This is a genomic window from Streptomyces malaysiense (assembly GCF_000980885.2).
Classification (GTDB): Bacteria; Actinomycetota; Actinomycetes; order Streptomycetales; family Streptomycetaceae; genus Streptomyces; species Streptomyces malaysiense.
On the sequence record NZ_LBDA02000006.1, the window covers coordinates 39,053 to 54,164 of the forward strand.

Annotated in this window: 15 protein-coding genes; 12 read left to right on the forward strand and 3 right to left on the reverse strand. The window is 70.1% G+C overall.

Annotated elements, in window-relative coordinates; all coding sequences use genetic code 11:
* The first annotated feature begins 50 nt into the window (after nucleotides 1-50).
* The 6 genes from VT52_RS02480 (at nucleotide 51) to VT52_RS02505 (ending at nucleotide 7,675) form a co-directional block, all read left to right on the forward strand.
* Nucleotides 51-1,799, forward strand: a complete 1,749-nt coding sequence (locus VT52_RS02480; RefSeq protein ID WP_476756019.1) for an ABC transporter substrate-binding protein — start codon at nucleotides 51-53, stop codon at nucleotides 1,797-1,799.
* Between the two features lie 72 nt (nucleotides 1,800-1,871).
* Entirely contained in the window at nucleotides 1,872-2,879 is a 1,008-nt protein-coding gene (locus VT52_RS02485) for an ABC transporter permease (RefSeq protein ID WP_046423336.1), read from the forward strand.
* Nucleotides 2,876-3,961: an ABC transporter ATP-binding protein gene (locus tag VT52_RS02490; protein WP_046423338.1), complete on the forward strand. Its 1,086-nt coding sequence runs from the start codon at nucleotides 2,876-2,878 to the stop codon at nucleotides 3,959-3,961. The genes VT52_RS02485 and VT52_RS02490 overlap by 4 nt, the downstream gene beginning before the upstream one ends.
* Entirely contained in the window at nucleotides 3,958-5,454 is a 1,497-nt protein-coding gene (locus VT52_RS02495) for an ABC transporter ATP-binding protein (protein WP_046423340.1), read from the forward strand. Before VT52_RS02490 ends, VT52_RS02495 begins: the two co-directional genes overlap by 4 nt.
* A gap of 119 nt (nucleotides 5,455-5,573) precedes the next feature.
* Nucleotides 5,574-6,968: a M1 family metallopeptidase gene (locus tag VT52_RS02500; RefSeq protein WP_046423342.1), complete on the forward strand. Its 1,395-nt coding sequence runs from the start codon at nucleotides 5,574-5,576 to the stop codon at nucleotides 6,966-6,968.
* Nucleotides 6,969-7,015: 47 nt separating this feature from the next.
* On the forward strand, nucleotides 7,016-7,675 hold the full coding sequence (locus VT52_RS02505) for a trimeric intracellular cation channel family protein (RefSeq protein WP_046423344.1): 660 nt from the start codon (nucleotides 7,016-7,018) through the stop codon (nucleotides 7,673-7,675).
* On the opposite strand, the gene VT52_RS02510 is transcribed toward VT52_RS02505, so the two are convergent.
* Nucleotides 7,584-8,888, reverse strand: coding sequence for an alpha/beta hydrolase (locus VT52_RS02510; RefSeq protein WP_046423346.1), 1,305 nt, complete (start codon nucleotides 8,886-8,888; stop codon nucleotides 7,584-7,586). The genes VT52_RS02505 and VT52_RS02510 overlap by 92 nt on opposite strands.
* 157 nt (nucleotides 8,889-9,045) lie before the next feature.
* Between VT52_RS02510 and VT52_RS02515 the strand changes: the two genes are divergently transcribed.
* Nucleotides 9,046-9,909 carry a thioesterase family protein gene (locus tag VT52_RS02515; protein ID WP_046423348.1) on the forward strand — a complete coding sequence of 288 codons (864 nt, stop codon included), beginning with the start codon at nucleotides 9,046-9,048 and terminating at the stop codon, nucleotides 9,907-9,909.
* A gap of 24 nt (nucleotides 9,910-9,933) precedes the next feature.
* On the opposite strand, the gene VT52_RS02520 is transcribed toward VT52_RS02515, so the two are convergent.
* The gene (locus VT52_RS02520) at nucleotides 9,934-10,188 is read right to left on the reverse strand and encodes a hypothetical protein (protein WP_053055566.1); all 255 of its coding nucleotides are present in this window, start codon (nucleotides 10,186-10,188) and stop codon (nucleotides 9,934-9,936) included.
* Between the two features lie 633 nt (nucleotides 10,189-10,821).
* Here VT52_RS02520 and VT52_RS02525 point away from each other — a divergent pair.
* From VT52_RS02525 to VT52_RS02540, 4 genes are all read left to right on the forward strand, one after another.
* Complete coding sequence (locus VT52_RS02525; protein WP_046423350.1) at nucleotides 10,822-11,331, forward strand: toxin-antitoxin system HicB family antitoxin; 510 nt, start codon at nucleotides 10,822-10,824, stop codon at nucleotides 11,329-11,331.
* An 81-nt stretch (nucleotides 11,332-11,412) separates the two neighbouring features.
* Nucleotides 11,413-12,252 carry a DUF4097 family beta strand repeat-containing protein gene (locus VT52_RS02530; RefSeq protein ID WP_046423352.1) on the forward strand — a complete coding sequence of 280 codons (840 nt, stop codon included), beginning with the start codon at nucleotides 11,413-11,415 and terminating at the stop codon, nucleotides 12,250-12,252.
* A 98-nt stretch (nucleotides 12,253-12,350) separates the two neighbouring features.
* On the forward strand, nucleotides 12,351-13,346 hold the full coding sequence (locus VT52_RS02535) for an ATP-binding cassette domain-containing protein (RefSeq protein ID WP_046423354.1): 996 nt from the start codon (nucleotides 12,351-12,353) through the stop codon (nucleotides 13,344-13,346).
* Complete coding sequence (locus VT52_RS02540; protein ID WP_046423355.1) at nucleotides 13,343-14,122, forward strand: ABC transporter permease; 780 nt, start codon at nucleotides 13,343-13,345, stop codon at nucleotides 14,120-14,122. The genes VT52_RS02535 and VT52_RS02540 overlap by 4 nt, the downstream gene beginning before the upstream one ends.
* A 39-nt stretch (nucleotides 14,123-14,161) precedes the next feature.
* Here VT52_RS02540 and VT52_RS02545 read toward each other — a convergent pair whose 3' ends face one another.
* Nucleotides 14,162-14,788, reverse strand: a complete 627-nt coding sequence (locus VT52_RS02545) for a TetR family transcriptional regulator (protein WP_046423357.1) — start codon at nucleotides 14,786-14,788, stop codon at nucleotides 14,162-14,164.
* A 146-nt stretch (nucleotides 14,789-14,934) separates the two neighbouring features.
* Between VT52_RS02545 and VT52_RS37755 the strand changes: the two genes are divergently transcribed.
* Nucleotides 14,935-15,102 (forward strand): hypothetical protein, encoded by a 168-nt coding sequence (locus tag VT52_RS37755; RefSeq protein WP_046423359.1) that lies wholly within the window; start codon nucleotides 14,935-14,937, stop codon nucleotides 15,100-15,102.
* The last annotated feature ends 10 nt before the right edge of the window (nucleotides 15,103-15,112 follow it).

A 15,112-nucleotide genomic window follows, 5' to 3' on the forward strand; every position in this document is an offset into this window, starting at 1 on the left:
GCCAGAGAGCTCTTCAAGTTTTCCGATCAATGGAGGGGAAGCAGACCATCATGCGAAGGTCAGCGCTGGCCGCAGTCGCGGCCATCGGCTCCGCAAGCCTGCTTGTCGCAGGCTGCAGCAAGGCCGATGACAACAAGGACACTCCGAAGGCGGCCGGCGCCAACGTGGCGACCAAGAGCGTCGTCAACGCGTCCGACAAGAAGGGTGGCACGGTCACCTACGAGATGTCGGACGTGCCGGACTCGTTCGACCCGGGCAACACGTACTACGCGTACATGTACAACTTCAGCCGCCTCTACGCGCGTCCGCTGATGACGTTCGAGCCGGCCCCCGGTTCCAAGGGCAACACCCTGGTCCCGGACCTCGCCGCGAGCAAGGGCGTTCCCAGCGACGGCGGCAAGACCTGGACGTACAAGCTGCGTTCGGGCCTGAAGTACCAGGACGGCTCCCCGATCACCTCGAAGGACGTCAAGTACGCCGTCGAGCGGTCGAACTTCGCGCGTGACGTGCTCTCGCTGGGCCCGAACTACTTCCAGCAGTTCATGAAGGACGGCGACAAGTACAAGGGTCCCTACAAGGACAAGAGCGCCAAGGGCCTGTCCTCGATCGAGACCCCGGACGCCACCACGATCGTCTTCCACCTGAACCGGGCCTTCCAGGAGTTCGACTACCTGGTCGCCACGCCCGAGACGGCCCCGGTGCCGCAGGCCAAGGACGACGGCGTCGACTACGTCAAGCACATCGTGTCCTCCGGCTCGTACGAGATCCAGAGCTACCAGGAGGGCAAGCAGGTCGTCCTGGTCCCGAACAAGAACTGGGACCCGAAGACCGACCCGCTGCGCAAGCAGCTGGCCGACAAGATCGTCGTCAACCTGAAGGTCAACCCCGACACGATCGACAAGGACCTGCAGTCCGGCGACGCCACCGTCGACCTCGCGGGCACCGGCGTCCAGGCCTCCACCCAGGCGGACATCCTGAACTCCGCCGAGGCCAAGGCCAACACCGACAACGCCTTCGGTGGCCGGCTGGTCTACGCGGCGATCAACACCAAGGTGAAGCCGTTCGACAACGTCGCCTGCCGCAAGGCCGTCGAGTACGCCATCGACAAGGTCTCCGTGCAGACCGCCATGGGCGGCCCGATCCGCGGTGACATCGCCTCCACCGTCCTGCCGCCGGACATCACCGGCTACCAGAAGGCGGACGCCTACGCGACCCCGGGCAACAAGGGCGACGTCGCGAAGGCCAAGGACCAGCTGAAGGCCTGCGGCCAGAAGACGATCAACACCAACATCACGGCCCGCTCCGACCGTCCGGGCGAGGTGGACGCGGCCACCGCGATCATCAACTCGCTGAAGAAGGTCGGCATCAACGCCACCCTCAAGCAGTACCCGCAGGGCAAGTACTTCACCGACTACGCGGGTGTGCCGAGCTTCGACAAGAAGCAGAACATCGGCCTGATGATGATGCAGTGGGGTGCCGACTGGCCGTCCGGCTACGGCTTCCTCCAGCAGATCCTGAACAGCAAGGCGATCAGCCAGTCGGGTAACACCAACTTGTCGCAGTACACGAACAAGAAGGTCGACGACATGCTCGCGCAGTCGATCGCGGAGCCGGACACGGCCAAGCGCAACGCCATGTACGCGCAGATCGACCAGCAGGCGATGAACGACGCCGTCCTGGTCCCGCTGACCTACTTCAAGGTCCTGCTGTACCGCTCGCCGTACGCCACCAACGTCGTCTCCACTGCTGCCTTCAGCGGTCAGTACGACTACCTCAACCTCGGCACCACGAAGAAGTAGCAGCCCCGGAAGGCAGGTGAAGGCATTGGTGCCCGCGGGCTTCGCGGCCCGCGGGCACCAGCGCCGGTCCCCGTGATCTCGTACATCCTCCGCCGGACGTTCGCGGCAGTGATCCTGCTGCTGGTCGTCACCGCGGTCACCTTCGCCATCTTCTTCCTGCTGCCACGGCTCGTGGGCCAGTCAGCGGACCAACTGGCGCAGCAGTACATCGGAAAGAGCCCCTCCAAGGCGGACATCGTCGCGGTCAAGCACAACCTCGGCCTTGATCAGCCGCTCTACATCCAGTACTGGCACTTCATCAAGGGGATCGTGGCCGGCGCCGACTACAACCTCGGCCCCACCACCGTGCACTGCGACGTTCCCTGCTTCGGCTACTCCTTCAAGGACCACGTCGAGGTCTGGCCGCAGCTCACCTCGCGCATTCCGATCACCCTCTCGCTGGCCCTGGGTGCCGCCGTGCTGTGGCTGCTCTCCGGTGTCGCCGTCGGTGTCGTCTCGGCGCTCAAGCCGCGCTCGCTGTTCGACCGCACCTTCATGGGCGTCGCCCTCGCCGGCGTCTCGCTCCCCATGTTCTTCACGGGCAACCTGGCGATCCTGCTCTTCACCTACAAGTGGCCGATCTTCGGCCGCACCTACGTCCCGTTCACCGAGAACCCGGCACAGTGGGCCAACACCCTCTTCCCGGCCTGGTGTTCGCTCGCGCTGCTGTACTCCGCGATCTACGCCCGGCTCACCCGCTCGGGCATGCTGGAGACGATGAACGAGGACTTCATCCGCACGGCCCGCTCCAAGGGCCTGCCCGAACGCACGGTCGTCGTCCGGCACGGCCTGCGGGCCGCCCTCACCCCGATCATCACCGTCTTCGGCATGGACCTCGGTCTGCTGCTCGGCGGTGCGGTGATCACCGAGTACGTGTTCTCGCTGCCCGGCGTCGGCCAGTACGCGGTGCAGGGCATCACCGACAACGACCTGCCGAAGATCCTCGGCGTGACCCTGCTCGCCGCCGTCTTCGTCGTCATCGCAAATCTCCTGGTGGACGTGCTCTACGCCGCCGCCGACCCGCGGGTGAGGCTCTCGTGACCGAACTCTCCAAGACCGAAACGGGCGACGAGGCCACCGCCAAGGCACCCTCGGCCTTCCTGGAGGTCCGCGACCTCAAGGTGCACTTCCCGACCGACGACGGCATCGTCAAGTCCGTCGACGGGCTCTCCTTCTCGGTGGAGAAGGGCAAGACCCTCGCCATCGTCGGCGAGTCCGGCTCCGGCAAGTCCGTCACCTCGCTCGCCGTCATGGGTCTGCACCGGCTCGGCGCGCGCGGCAAGAACGTGCGGATGTCCGGCGAGATCTGGCTGAACGGCAAGGAACTGGTCGGCGCATCCCCGGACGAGGTGCGCAGGCTCCGCGGCCGCGAGATGGCGATGATCTTCCAGGACCCGCTGTCCGCGATGCACCCCTACTACAAGGTCGGCGACCAGATCGTCGAGGCCTACCGGGTGCACCACAAGGTCAGCAAGAAGGAAGCCCGCAAGCGCGCCGTCGAGATGCTCGACCGCGTCGGCATCCCCGAGCCGGCCAAGCGCGTCGACGGCTACCCGCACGAGTTCTCCGGCGGCATGCGCCAGCGCGCCATGATCGCCATGGCGCTGGTGAACAACCCCGAACTGCTCATCGCGGACGAGCCGACCACCGCCCTCGACGTGACCGTCCAGGCGCAGATCCTCGACCTGATCCGGGACCTCCAGAAGGAGTTCGGCTCCGCGGTCATCATGATCACGCACGACCTCGGCGTGGTCGCCGAGATCGCCGACGACGTCCTCGTGATGTACGGCGGCCGGTGCGTGGAGCGCGGCACCGCCACCGAGGTCTTCGAGAAGCCCCAGCACCCCTACACCTGGGGCCTGCTCGGCTCGATGCCCCGCATCGACCGCGAGACCTCCGAACGGCTCACCCCGGTCAAGGGCCAGCCGCCGAGCCTCATCAACGTCCCCTCGGGCTGTGCCTTCCACCCGCGCTGCCCGTACGCGGACATCCCCGCGGACAACGTCAGCCGCACGGTGCGCCCCGAGCTGGAGCTGGTCGGCGCCGGACACTGGTCCGCCTGCCACCTGTCGGCCGAGGACCGTGAGCGGATCTGGACCGAAGAGATTGCGCCGAAGCTGTGAGTGAGACGAAGAAGACGGACACCGCCGCGAAGGCCGCGGTCCCCGAGCAGGCGTCGGCTCCGGACGAGCGCGAGGTGCTGCTCAAGGTCGAGAACCTGACCAAGCACTTCCCGATCAAGAAGGGCATCCTGCGCCGCCAGGTCGGCGCGGTGAAGGCCGTCGACGGCATCGACTTCGAGGTGCGCAAGGGCGAGACCCTGGGCGTCGTCGGCGAGTCGGGCTGCGGCAAGTCGACCATGGGCCGGGTCATCACCCGCCTCCAGGACCCGACCGGCGGCAAGATCTCCTTCGAGGGCCAGGACATCACCCGGCTGTCCACCGGCGAGATGCGTCCGCTGCGCCGCGACATCCAGATGATCTTCCAGGACCCGTACGGTTCCCTGAACCCCCGCCACACCATCGGTTCGATCGTCTCGGCACCCTTCCGGCTCCAGGGCGTCGAGCCCGAGGGCGGGGTGAAGAAGGAGGTCCAGCGGCTGCTCGAACTGGTCGGTCTGAGCCCCGAGCACTACAACCGCTACCCGCACGAGTTCTCCGGCGGCCAGCGCCAGCGCATCGGCATCGCCCGCGCGCTCGCCCTGAAGCCGAAGCTGGTCGTGGCCGACGAGCCGGTGTCCGCGCTGGACGTGTCGATCCAGGCCCAGGTCGTCAACCTCATGGACGACCTCCAGGAGGAGCTGGGCCTGACCTACGTCATCATCGCGCACGACCTCTCCGTCGTCCGGCACGTCTCGGACCGGATCGCGGTGATGTACCTCGGCAAGATCGTCGAACTGGCCGACCGCAACGCCCTGTACGAGGCGCCGATGCACCCGTACACCAAGGCGCTGATGTCGGCGGTGCCGGTGCCGGACACCACGCGCCGGGGCCAGAAGAGCGAGCGCATCCTGCTGCGCGGCGACGTGCCCTCGCCGATCGCCCCGCCGTCCGGCTGCCGTTTCCACACCCGGTGCTGGAAGGCGACGGAGATCTGCCGGACCACCGAACCCCAGCTGGTCGAGCTGAAGCCGGGACAGCGGGTCGCCTGCCACCACCCGGAGAACTTCGCCGACCAGGCACCGCAGGACACGGTCCTGCTGTCGGCGGCGAAGGAGGCGTCGGAGCTGGTTCCGGACACGGTGCTGTCCGGCGGGTCGCAGGACGGGACGGGGTCCGAGGCCGACTCCCGGTCCGAGGCCGAGTCCGAGGCCAAGTCCGAGGCCGCGACCGGGACTTCGGCGGAACCGGAGCAGGAGCAGGAGCAGGAGCCCGGCTCGAAGACGGAGGCGGTGGCGGAGTCCGAGGCCGCGCCCGAGCCCGAGGCCGGCTCCGAGGGCGCGAGCGACAAGGAGCAGGCCTCCGCCGCCGAGGAGTCCGGGTCCGGGGCCGGTTCGGCTTCCGGGCCGGAGGCCGAGGCCGCCGAGCCCGCGTCCTCCCCGGAGGCCGCCGGTGACCCGGAGCCCGTCTCCGGGTCCGACGACGCCCCCAAGTCCCCGAAGCCGAAGGGCGAGTAGCCGAAAAAGGCCCGCCGCCGGGCAGCCGTACATGCAAGGGCATGTACATGCCTGAACGGGAGAGTGCAGAGTCGCCCGTGTCCGACACCTGATCGGTACACGCTCGAAAGGGACGACTCATGGCACTCTCCCGTTCGGCACGTGCGGGGGGCCTGGCCACCGCCGCGGCCTCCTTCCTCCTCCTCGTCGCCGCCGTCCCGGCCCCCACTCCCGGCGCTCCCGGCATCGGCGACCCCTACTTCCCCGACCTGGGCAACGGCGGCTTCGACGCGCTGCACTACGACCTCGATCTCGCCTACGCCCCCGCCACCGGCCGCCTGGACGGCCGTACGACCCTCACCGCCCGCGCCACCCAGAACCTCTCCTCCTTCGACCTGGACCTCCAGCAGCTGGAGATCACGCGGATACAAGTGAACGGAAGGACGGCCCGGTTCAGCCGCGACGGCTCCGAGGTCACCGTCACCCCGCGCGGCCCGCTCGCCAGGAACCGGCGCTTCACCGTGCGGGTCACCTACGGGGGCGTGCCCAAGCCGCTGACCGGTCCCATCGTCTTCGGTTCCGAGTACGGATGGATGAAGACACCCGACGGTGTCTTCGTCGCCTGTGAGCCGAACGCGGCCTCCACCTGGTTCCCGTCCAGCGACCACCCGTCCGACAAGGCCACCTACGACATCCGGATCAAGGCGCCGAAGGGCCTGACCGCCGTTTCCAACGGGCTGCTGGTGTCCACGCGCGACCGGGGCGGGTCGACGTACACCCACTGGCGGGAGTCCGAGCCGATGGCGACCTACCTCGCCACCGCCACCATCGGGAAGTTCGACGTCCGCACCGGCCGCACCCCCGGCGGCACCCCGATCTACGTCGCCGTCGACCCGGTGCTGAAGAACTCGAACAAGGTCGACGTGTACGGGGTCACCGCCGAGGCCACCGACTACTGGTCGAAGATCTTCGGGCCGTACCCGTTCGAGGAGACCGGCGCGATCGTGGACGACATGCCCGAGGCCGGTTTCTCGCTGGAGGTGCAGTCCAAGCCGGCGTACTCCGCCGTGCGCAGCGAGACGACCATCGTGCACGAGCTGGCCCACCAGTGGTTCGGCGACTCGGTGAGCGTGGCCGAGTGGAAGGACATCTGGCTCAACGAGGGCTTCGCCACCTACGCCCAGTGGCTGTGGGCGGAGCACCGGGGCACCCGCAGCGCCCACGACTCGTTCCTGGCCGCCTACGACTCCCTCCCGGCCGGTTCCTCCTTCTGGCGGACGAAGGTCGCCGACCCCCAGCGGGACACGATGTTCGACGACGCCGTCTACGACCGCGGCGCCATGACCCTCCAGGCGCTGCGCGAGCGGATCGGCGACAAGGCGTTCTTCCGGCTGCTCCCCGCCTGGACCCGGCTGCACCGGCACGGCAACGCGGACACCGCCGACTTCATCCGCCTCGCCGAGCGGGTCAGTGGACAGCGGCTCGGTGATCTGTTCCACACCTGGCTGTTCACCACAGGTAAACCTGCCCTGTGAGCCTGGCTTTGTAAGGTTCAGCTCGCTCGACAGGTGAGAATGTCAGGGTGCAGTTCCAACAGTTCTTCAGCCCCTCCGTCCAGCACACGCTCGACGTGATCGGCATCTTCGTCTTCGCGATCTCCGGCGCCCTGCTGGCCGTCCGGAAGAACTTCGACGTCTTCGGAATCGCCGTGCTCGCCGAGGTCACCGCGCTGGGCGGGGGACTCTTCCGCGACCTGGTGATCGGGGCCGTACCCCCGGCCGCATTCACGGACCTCGGGTACTTCCTCACCCCGCTGCTCGCCACGCTCGTCGTCTTCTTCCTGCATCCGCACGTGGAGCGGATCCAGACGGCGGTGCTCGTCTTCGACGCGGCCGGCCTCGGCCTGTTCTGCGTCAGCGGTACGACGAAGGCGTACGGCTACGGCCTCGGCCTGACCGCGTCGGCGGCGCTCGGCCTGGCCACCGCGGTCGGCGGCGGTGTGCTGCGCGACCTGGTGGCCAACGAGGTGCCCTCGCTGCTGCGCTGGGACCGCGACCTGTACGCGGTCCCGGCGATGGTCGGCGCGGGCATGGTGGTGCTGTGCATCCGCTACGACGCGCTGACCCCCCTCACCAGTGGGATCGCGGCCGTCACCGCTTTTGTGCTGCGTCTGCTCGCGATGCGGTTCCACTGGCGAGCTCCGCGTGCGTGGAACCGCCGGTCGACGGTGAGCGAGGAGTAGTACCGGTGGTCCCGGCCGCGGCCGTCCCGGCGGGGGCGCCGACGCCGGTCCCGGGGGTGCCGCTGACGGAGTGGTCCCGGCCCTTGGCGTGGTTCTGGCCCATCTGGAGGGTGAGCCAGCGGAACACCGAGGGCACCTGCGGCCGCCACAGCGCCATCGTGTGGCCGCCCGCGCTGCGCGGCAGGAAGACCACGTGCACGGTGGTCGGCGCCTTGGCGACGGACTCCAGCGCCGTGCCCGCCTCGTACCCGTCGCCGGACTCGCCGGAGATGTAGAGCGCGACCGGCGGCGGCACCGCGGCCTTCTTCAGCAGCAGGTACGGGTTGTTCTCGGCGCGCAGCGCGGGGTTCTGCGAGGCGAGGGAGTTGCGCTCGCCGATCGGGTCGTTGTAGCCCGACATGCCGACCGCGGCCCGGTACCGGTCCGGGTGCGCCACGGCCAGCTTGACCGCACACTGGGCGCCCGCCGAGTAGCCGGCGATGGCCCAGCCCTGCGGTGCCGGCTGGGCGCGGAAGTTGTCCATGACCATCTTGGGCACGTCGATGCTCAGCCAGGTGTCGGCGTTGACCTGCCCCGGGATGTTGGCGCAGCCGGTGTCCACACCGGCCAGCAGGTTGGTGCGCGGGGCGACCATGATGAACGGGGCGACCTGGCCGCTCTCCATCAGCGGCAGCAGCTGCTCATGGGCCTTCATCGAGCCGAACCAGGCGCGCGCCGAGCCGGGGTAGCCGGGCAGCACCTCGACCACCGGGAACTTCTTGTGCCTGTACGCCGGGTCGTTGTACTGCGGGGGCAGCCATACGTAGACCTCGGCGTCGACGCCCGAGACCCGGCCCTTGAGCTGTGTGACGCGGACGCCGCCGGCGGAGTGCATGCCGGGCCCCGTGGCCTGCGTGAAGGTCTGCTTGACCTTGGGCAGGCGCTTGACCGCTATGCCGCCGGTGCCGTCGCGGCCGAGGTCGGCGGCCTGCTCGACATGGCTGCCGGTGCCGAAGAGGTCGGCCCAGTTGTCGTACAGGTTGTTCTGGTTGTTCACCAGCACGAAGACCAGTGTGACGGCCGTGCCCTGGGCGAACAGCAGCATCAGCACGCGGGCGAGGGTGCGCAGGTGCCTGGGGCCGCGCATCTTCGACCACAGCAGAAGCGGCAGTATGAGGGCGACCACGGCCAGCACGACGGTCGTGTAGAGGAACGGAGTCCCGGTGAGGCTCATGTCCCGATAGAGGGAAAACAAGGGCCCGGGGTTACGGACGTGTCCTGACACTTACCGAGAAATTGCCGAAACCTCACCTCTGGTAATCCTACCGTGACGGCGAGGTGCGATCAGTAAAAAGCTACCGCTTAGTAATTACCTGTTGTACCGTTCAGCCATGGTAGAAGCAGCATCCGCGACCTCCCTGTCGCCGGCCGTGATCGGCGACAGCGAGTTCGACCGCGACACCGCCGTCGTCCGCCGCGCCCCCGGGGTCTACGGTGTCGACCTCTCGGCCGGCTGGACCATCCTCGGTGCCGTCAACGGCGGCTATCTGCTGGCCGTGCTCGGCCGGGCCCTCGGGGACGCCCTCGCGCACCCGGACCCCTTCACCATCTCCGCGCACTACCTGACCGCCTCGCGGCCGGGCAGCGCCGTGGTGCGCACGGAGACCGTGCGCACCGGCCGCACCCTCTCCACCGGCCAGGCCTCGCTCTTCCAGTGCGACGACGAGGGCAACGAGGTCGAACGCATCCGCGTCCTCGCCTCCTACGGCGACCTCGGCACCCTTCCCGACGACGTCCGCACCACCGCCGAGCCGCCCGCGATCCCGCCCTTCGAGCAGTGCTTCGGCCCGGCCGACGGCCCCGACCCGCTCAAGGGCACCTCGGCCATCGCCGACCGCCTGCTGCTCAAGCTGGATCCGGCCACCATCGGCTGGGCGCTCGGGAAGCCCTCCGGCAAGGGCGAGATGCGCGCCTGGTTCGGCCTCGCGGACGGCCGCGACGCCGACCCGCTCTCACTGCTGCTGGCCGTGGACGCCCTGCCGCCGACCGCCTTCGAGATGGGCCTCATGGGCTGGGTCCCCACCGTCGAACTGACGGCCCACATCCGGCACCGCCCCGCCCCGGGCCCGCTGCGCGTCGCCATCGCGACCCGCAACCTCGCCGGCGGCTTCCTGGAGGAGGACGCGGAGGTCTGGGACAGCGAGGACCGGCTGGTGGCCCAGTCCCGCCAGCTGGCGCGGGTCAGGCTGGCCTGACCCGGGCGCCCGCGGGGGCCGGGGTCACCGCGCGGGCGGGACGCACTCCGGCCGGTCGAGCGGGCGCGGCCGGCTTGTGGCGGGCCGGCGCCGGGCGGCCTGCGCGCGGGCTCCGGTCCCGCCCTTCGGCGGGGTCGCGGTGAGCGCGATGCCGTCGCCGACCGGAGCGGGCGGCGACGGCCCCGGTTCGAACCGGGGCCGGCCCGCCGGCACCTTCTCCCGCGGCGCCGAGATCGCCTCCCGGCCCACGGTCCGCTCGCCCGGCGGGTACGCAGGCACCGCGTCGTCCTCGCGGGACGCGGCGATCCCGGCCGCGCCCCCGTGTCGGACCGCCCGACGTCGTCGCGGGCGCCGAGGAGCCGGTCGCGCTCACGGTCGCGGGCGGGGCGGTGCCCGCCCGCGCACGGACCGCGCTCGCCGCGGCCGGCCCGGTCGGGCAGACGGTGGGTGGGGTGAGCGATCCGATCCGGGGCCGGCTCACGGTCGGGATGACCGTCGGCCGCACCGTGACGCCGCTGTTCGGCGCCCCCGCCGCGTTCCACCGCGCCCGTCCCGGGGCGGAACTCTCGCCGGCTCGTCCGCGCACGGTGTCCGACCGGGCGCGCGCCGCCCGGTACGTCCACCCCGCGACCGCCCTCCAGGCCACCGCCGCCCGGCGCTGCGTGAACTGCTCGCGTACGGCCGGCGGATGTTCGCCGGGCCGGTGCGTGCTCAGCACCACGTGGCATCAAGTGGCATCACATGGCGCCACGTGGTGCCATGTCGCGCCACGCGGCGCCACTTTGGTGCACATCGGAACTGCCGCGTGTTTGTGCAGGTCAGAGCCTTCTGGTTGGTGATTCCCGTAGATCACCATGTGTGTGATGCCTTCCGCCCTTGCATGCAGTGCCAATGTGGTGCCATGATGGCGTCATGGACCTCACCCCCTACGTCGACAATCTCCGTCGCGAACTCTCCGTCGCCGCCGAAGCGGGCGGAGCGGACGCCCGGGAGCTGGCCGAGCGGCTGACCGCTCCGTTGGAGTCGGCGGCCCGGCTGACGATGCTCAACGTGCTGTCCGCGGCGATGGACGAGATCACCCGGGACCTGGCGCCCGGCTCGGTCGATGTGCGGCTGCGGGGGCTGGATCCCGACTTCGTGGTGACGCTGCCGGAGGCCGGCGGCCCCGTCGCGGCCGCCGCCGAGCCGCTCGCGCCGCCGCAGGCGCCCGTCGACACCGAAGAGGGCGGCACCGCCCGGGTCAACCTCCGGCTGCCGGCCCAGCTCAAGGCGCGGGCCGAGGAGGCCGCGAGCCGGGAGGGGCTGTCGGTCAACGCGTGGCTCGTCCGGGCCGTGTCGGCCGCGGTCGACGGCGGAGCCCGGCCGCGCCCCGCGGAGAAGACCCAGACCTTCGGACAGAGCTTCACGGGCTGGGTGCGCTGACCGCGGCCCCGCCCGACCGCTTCACCCAGACCACTTCCCACCAGCGGGGACGCCCCGAGGACTCATGAGGACGGCACAGCCATGCCTGCTTTCGAAACTCCCGAACCCATTTCCGTCACCGCCCATGTGGGCGCCGGTTCCATCCGGTTCATCGCGAGCGACCGCCCCGACACCACCGTGGAGGTACTGCCCGGCGGCAAGCGGGGCAAGGACGTACGGGCCGCCGAGCAGACCGAGGTCGCGTACGCGAACGGTGAGCTGAGCGTCCGGACCAAGGAGCGCACCTTCATCGGGCCCAGCGGCACCGTCGAGGTGACGGTCGAACTGCCCACGGGCTCACGTGTCGACGTGGGCGGCTCCTGGGTCCAGGTGTTCGGCGAGGGCGGGCTCGGCGAGGCCCGGGTGAAGACCTCGGTCGGCGACGTCCGCCTCGACGCGGCCGGGCCGCTCAAGCTGACCGTCTCCCACGGCTCGATCAGCGTCGACCGGGTCGCGGGCGGGGCCGAGATCACCACCAGCTCCGGCAGTCTGCGCGTCGGCACCGTCCACGGCCCCGCCGTCCTGAAGAACTCGCACGGCAGCACGGTCGTCGGCGTCGTGACCGGCGAACTGCGGGTGAACGGCGCCAACGGCGACATCGACATCGAATGCGCCGAGGGCGACGTCGTCGCCACCACCGCCCACGGCACCCTGCGCGCCGCCGAAGTCGTGCGCGGCAGCGTGCAGCTGGAGACCTCCTACGGCGCCATCGAGGTCGGGGTCCGGCAGGGGTCCGCCGCCTGGCTCGACGTCAGCTCCGAGCGCGGGCACGTGCGCAACACGCTCACCGCCTCCGGGGCTCCCGAGCGGTCCGAGGAGGCCGTCAAGGTCCGCGCCCGTACCCGCTACGGCAACATCGACGTGCGCCGCGCCCGGCGCTGAGCGGCCGTACCGGCCCCGCGTACCTCACCGCGACCCGCACACATTCCTCCGCACTCCACCTCAGCCTTCGAACGGGGGGCGCCATGCCTTCTTCTGTCATGCCCACACCAAGGAAGGTTGGCGGTGCGCGGCCACCCGCCGCCGTCTCCGCCTTCGGTCTGCGCAAGTCCTACGGTGACAAGACCGTCCTCGACGGCATCGATCTGCGCATCCCGGCCGGGACCGTGTTCGCGCTGCTCGGGCCCAACGGGGCCGGCAAGACCACCACCGTGCAGATCCTGTCCACGCTCGTCGCCGCCGACGGCGGGCAGGCCCAGGTCGCCGGCCACGACATCGCCACCGCCCCGGACGGGGTGCGCGCCGCGATCGGGGTCACCGGGCAGTTCGCCGCGCTCGACGACCTGCTCACCGCCGAGGAGAACCTGCTCCTCATGGCCGACCTGCTCCGCCTGGACAGGCGTGAAGGGCGCTCCCGTACGCGGGAGTTGCTCGAACGGTTCGGCATCGCCGACGTCGCCCGCAAGCGGGCCGCGACCTTCTCCGGCGGCATGCGGCGCCGGCTCGACCTCGCCATGACGCTGGTCGGCGACCCCCAGGTGATCTTCCTGGACGAGCCGACGACCGGCCTCGACCCGCGCAGCCGCCGCACCATGTGGGACATGGTGCGCGAGCTGGTCGCGGGCGGTACGACGGTCTTCCTCACCACCCAGTACCTGGAGGAGGCCGACCAGTTGGCCGACCGGATCGCGGTGCTCGACGACGGCCGGATCGTGGCCGAGGGCACCGCCGACGAGCTGAAGGCGCGCATCCCCGGCAGCCATGTACGGCTGCGGTTCACCGACTCGGCCGAGTACGAGCGCGCGGCCTCGGTCTTCCCCGGTGCCGCCCGGGACGACGACGAACTCGCCCTGCGGGTCGCGGGCGACGGAGGACTCGACGCGCTGCGGTCCCTGCTCGACCGGCTCGACGCCGCCGGCGTCCGGGCCGCCGGCTTCTCCGTGCACACCCCCGACCTCGACGACGTCTTCCTCGCCCTGACCGGTCAGGGCACCGCCGGCTCCGGCGCCCCGCTGCACCTCGAGGAGAACCGATGAGCACGTTCGCCCACGCCGTGCACGACTCGCGGACGATGCTGCGCCGCAACCTCAAGCACGCGATCCGCTACCCGTCCGTGGGGCTCGGCGCCGCCATGATGCCGATCCTGATGCTGGTGCTGTTCGTGTACGCCTTCGGGGGCTCGATCGGCGCCGGGATGGGCGGCCGGGACGCCTACATCGGCTACCTCACCCCCGGGATCGTCGTCATGGGCGTGGCCGCCGGTTCGATGTCGACCTCGATCGCGGTCTGCAACGACATGACCGAGGGCATCATCAACCGCTTCCGCACCATGAACATCACGCGCTCGTCCTTCCTGACGGGGCACGTGATCGGCAGCGTCATCCAGACGATGCTCTGCTGCGTCCCGGTCGTGGGCGTCGCCCTGGCGGTCGGCTTCCGCTCCGCGGCGGGCCCGCTGGAGTGGCTCGCCGCGGCCGGTCTCCTCGCGGCCATCGCGTTCGCGGTGACCTGGCTGTCGGTGGCGCTCGGGCTGATCTCCAAGACGGTCGAGTCCGCGAGCAACAAGCCGCTGCTGATCCAGTTCCTGCCGTTCCTCGGCTCGGCGTTCGTGCCGGCCGGGTCGATGGCGCCGGGGCTGCGCTGGTTCGCGGAGAACCAGCCGTTCACGCCGATGATCGAGACGCTGCGCGGACTGCTCTGCGGCACGGAGATCGGCGACGACGGGTGGATCTCGCTGGCCTGGTGCGCCGGGATCGCGCTGATCGGCTACCTCTGGTCGCGCTCGCTGTTCAACAGCGACACCAAGCGCTGACCGCTCGGACGGGTCGACCGGTCCGGATCGCGGGCCGGTTCAGTCCAGCCAGTGGTCGCGGCCGATGGTGATGAGCCGCAGCTGCCGGGTGGCCAGCCGGGCCACCCGGTCCCGCTCGTGCGCCGGACCCTCCAGCGCCTCCAGGAACAGGGAGGCGCTGATCAGCATCTGGTCGACGTACAGGCGCGCGAGCATCAGCACGTCGTCGTCGCTCCAGCCCGCCGCCTCGGGATCCTGGGCGAGGGTGGCCTTCACCTCCTCGGCGAACCGGGCCAGCTGGCCGCCGATGGCCTCGCGCACCGGCTGCACCCCGCCGTGCCGCTCGCGGGCGATGAAGCGGACGTGGGAGGGGTGGGCGGCGACGTAGTGGGCGATCAGCTCCACCGCGCGCGTGATGCGTTCCTCGCTGTCGCCGGTGGTGGACACCGTCTCGCGCACCATCGGGTGCAGGCTGCCGAGGGCCTCGTCGACCAGGGCGACGCCGAGGTCGGGGATGGAGCGGAAGTGCCGGTAGAAGGCGGTGGGGGCGAGACCGACGGCCCGGGTGACCTCGCGCAGGCCCAGGCTGCTCAGGCTCTGCTCCTCCAGCAGCGCGAGCGCCGCGTCCAGGAACGCCTGCCGGGTCTTCTGTTTCTGGGCCTGCCGGGCGCCGAGGGTGTGACTCATGTCATCCAGTTAACAACTGTTCTCTGGAATTGGAAAGCCGCCGGACGCGCTAGACTCAAAGTCAGTGAACAAGTGTTACTACAACTGTTCACCGAAACTTTACGGAGCACTGGAACACGAGGCATCTCGGAGGGGGATCTTTTCCCATGTTGTTCCTCGTCGCCGCACTCATGCTGCTCGGTGTGGTGCTGGGCACCGTCGCCCACGCGCCGCTGAGCGTCACCGGCGTGCTGGCCGCCGTCATCGCCGTCTGGCTCGGCGTCTTCGCCGTCCGGGAGCGGATCGGCCGCCGCCGGCGCACCTCGGCCAACTGACCGCCCACCG

Excerpts from the sequence above, each read along its gene's own strand:
- VT52_RS37755 (WP_046423359.1), top strand. The coding sequence starts at position 14,935 with ATGTTGTTCCTCGTCGCCGCACTCATGCTGCTCGGTGTGGTGCTGGGC.
- VT52_RS02480 (WP_476756019.1), top strand. The coding sequence starts at position 51 with ATGCGAAGGTCAGCGCTGGCCGCAGTCGCGGCCATCGGCTCCGCAAGC.
- VT52_RS02525 (WP_046423350.1), top strand. The coding sequence starts at position 10,822 with ATGGACCTCACCCCCTACGTCGACAATCTCCGTCGCGAACTCTCCGTC.
- VT52_RS02535 (WP_046423354.1), top strand. The coding sequence starts at position 12,351 with ATGCCCACACCAAGGAAGGTTGGCGGTGCGCGGCCACCCGCCGCCGTC.
- VT52_RS02530 (WP_046423352.1), top strand. The coding sequence starts at position 11,413 with ATGCCTGCTTTCGAAACTCCCGAACCCATTTCCGTCACCGCCCATGTG.
- VT52_RS02500 (WP_046423342.1), top strand. The coding sequence starts at position 5,574 with ATGGCACTCTCCCGTTCGGCACGTGCGGGGGGCCTGGCCACCGCCGCG.
- VT52_RS02515 (WP_046423348.1), top strand. The coding sequence starts at position 9,046 with ATGGTAGAAGCAGCATCCGCGACCTCCCTGTCGCCGGCCGTGATCGGC.
- VT52_RS02510 (WP_046423346.1), bottom strand. The coding sequence starts at position 8,888 with ATGAGCCTCACCGGGACTCCGTTCCTCTACACGACCGTCGTGCTGGCC.
- VT52_RS02545 (WP_046423357.1), bottom strand. The coding sequence starts at position 14,788 with ATGAGTCACACCCTCGGCGCCCGGCAGGCCCAGAAACAGAAGACCCGG.
- VT52_RS02540 (WP_046423355.1), top strand. The coding sequence starts at position 13,343 with ATGAGCACGTTCGCCCACGCCGTGCACGACTCGCGGACGATGCTGCGC.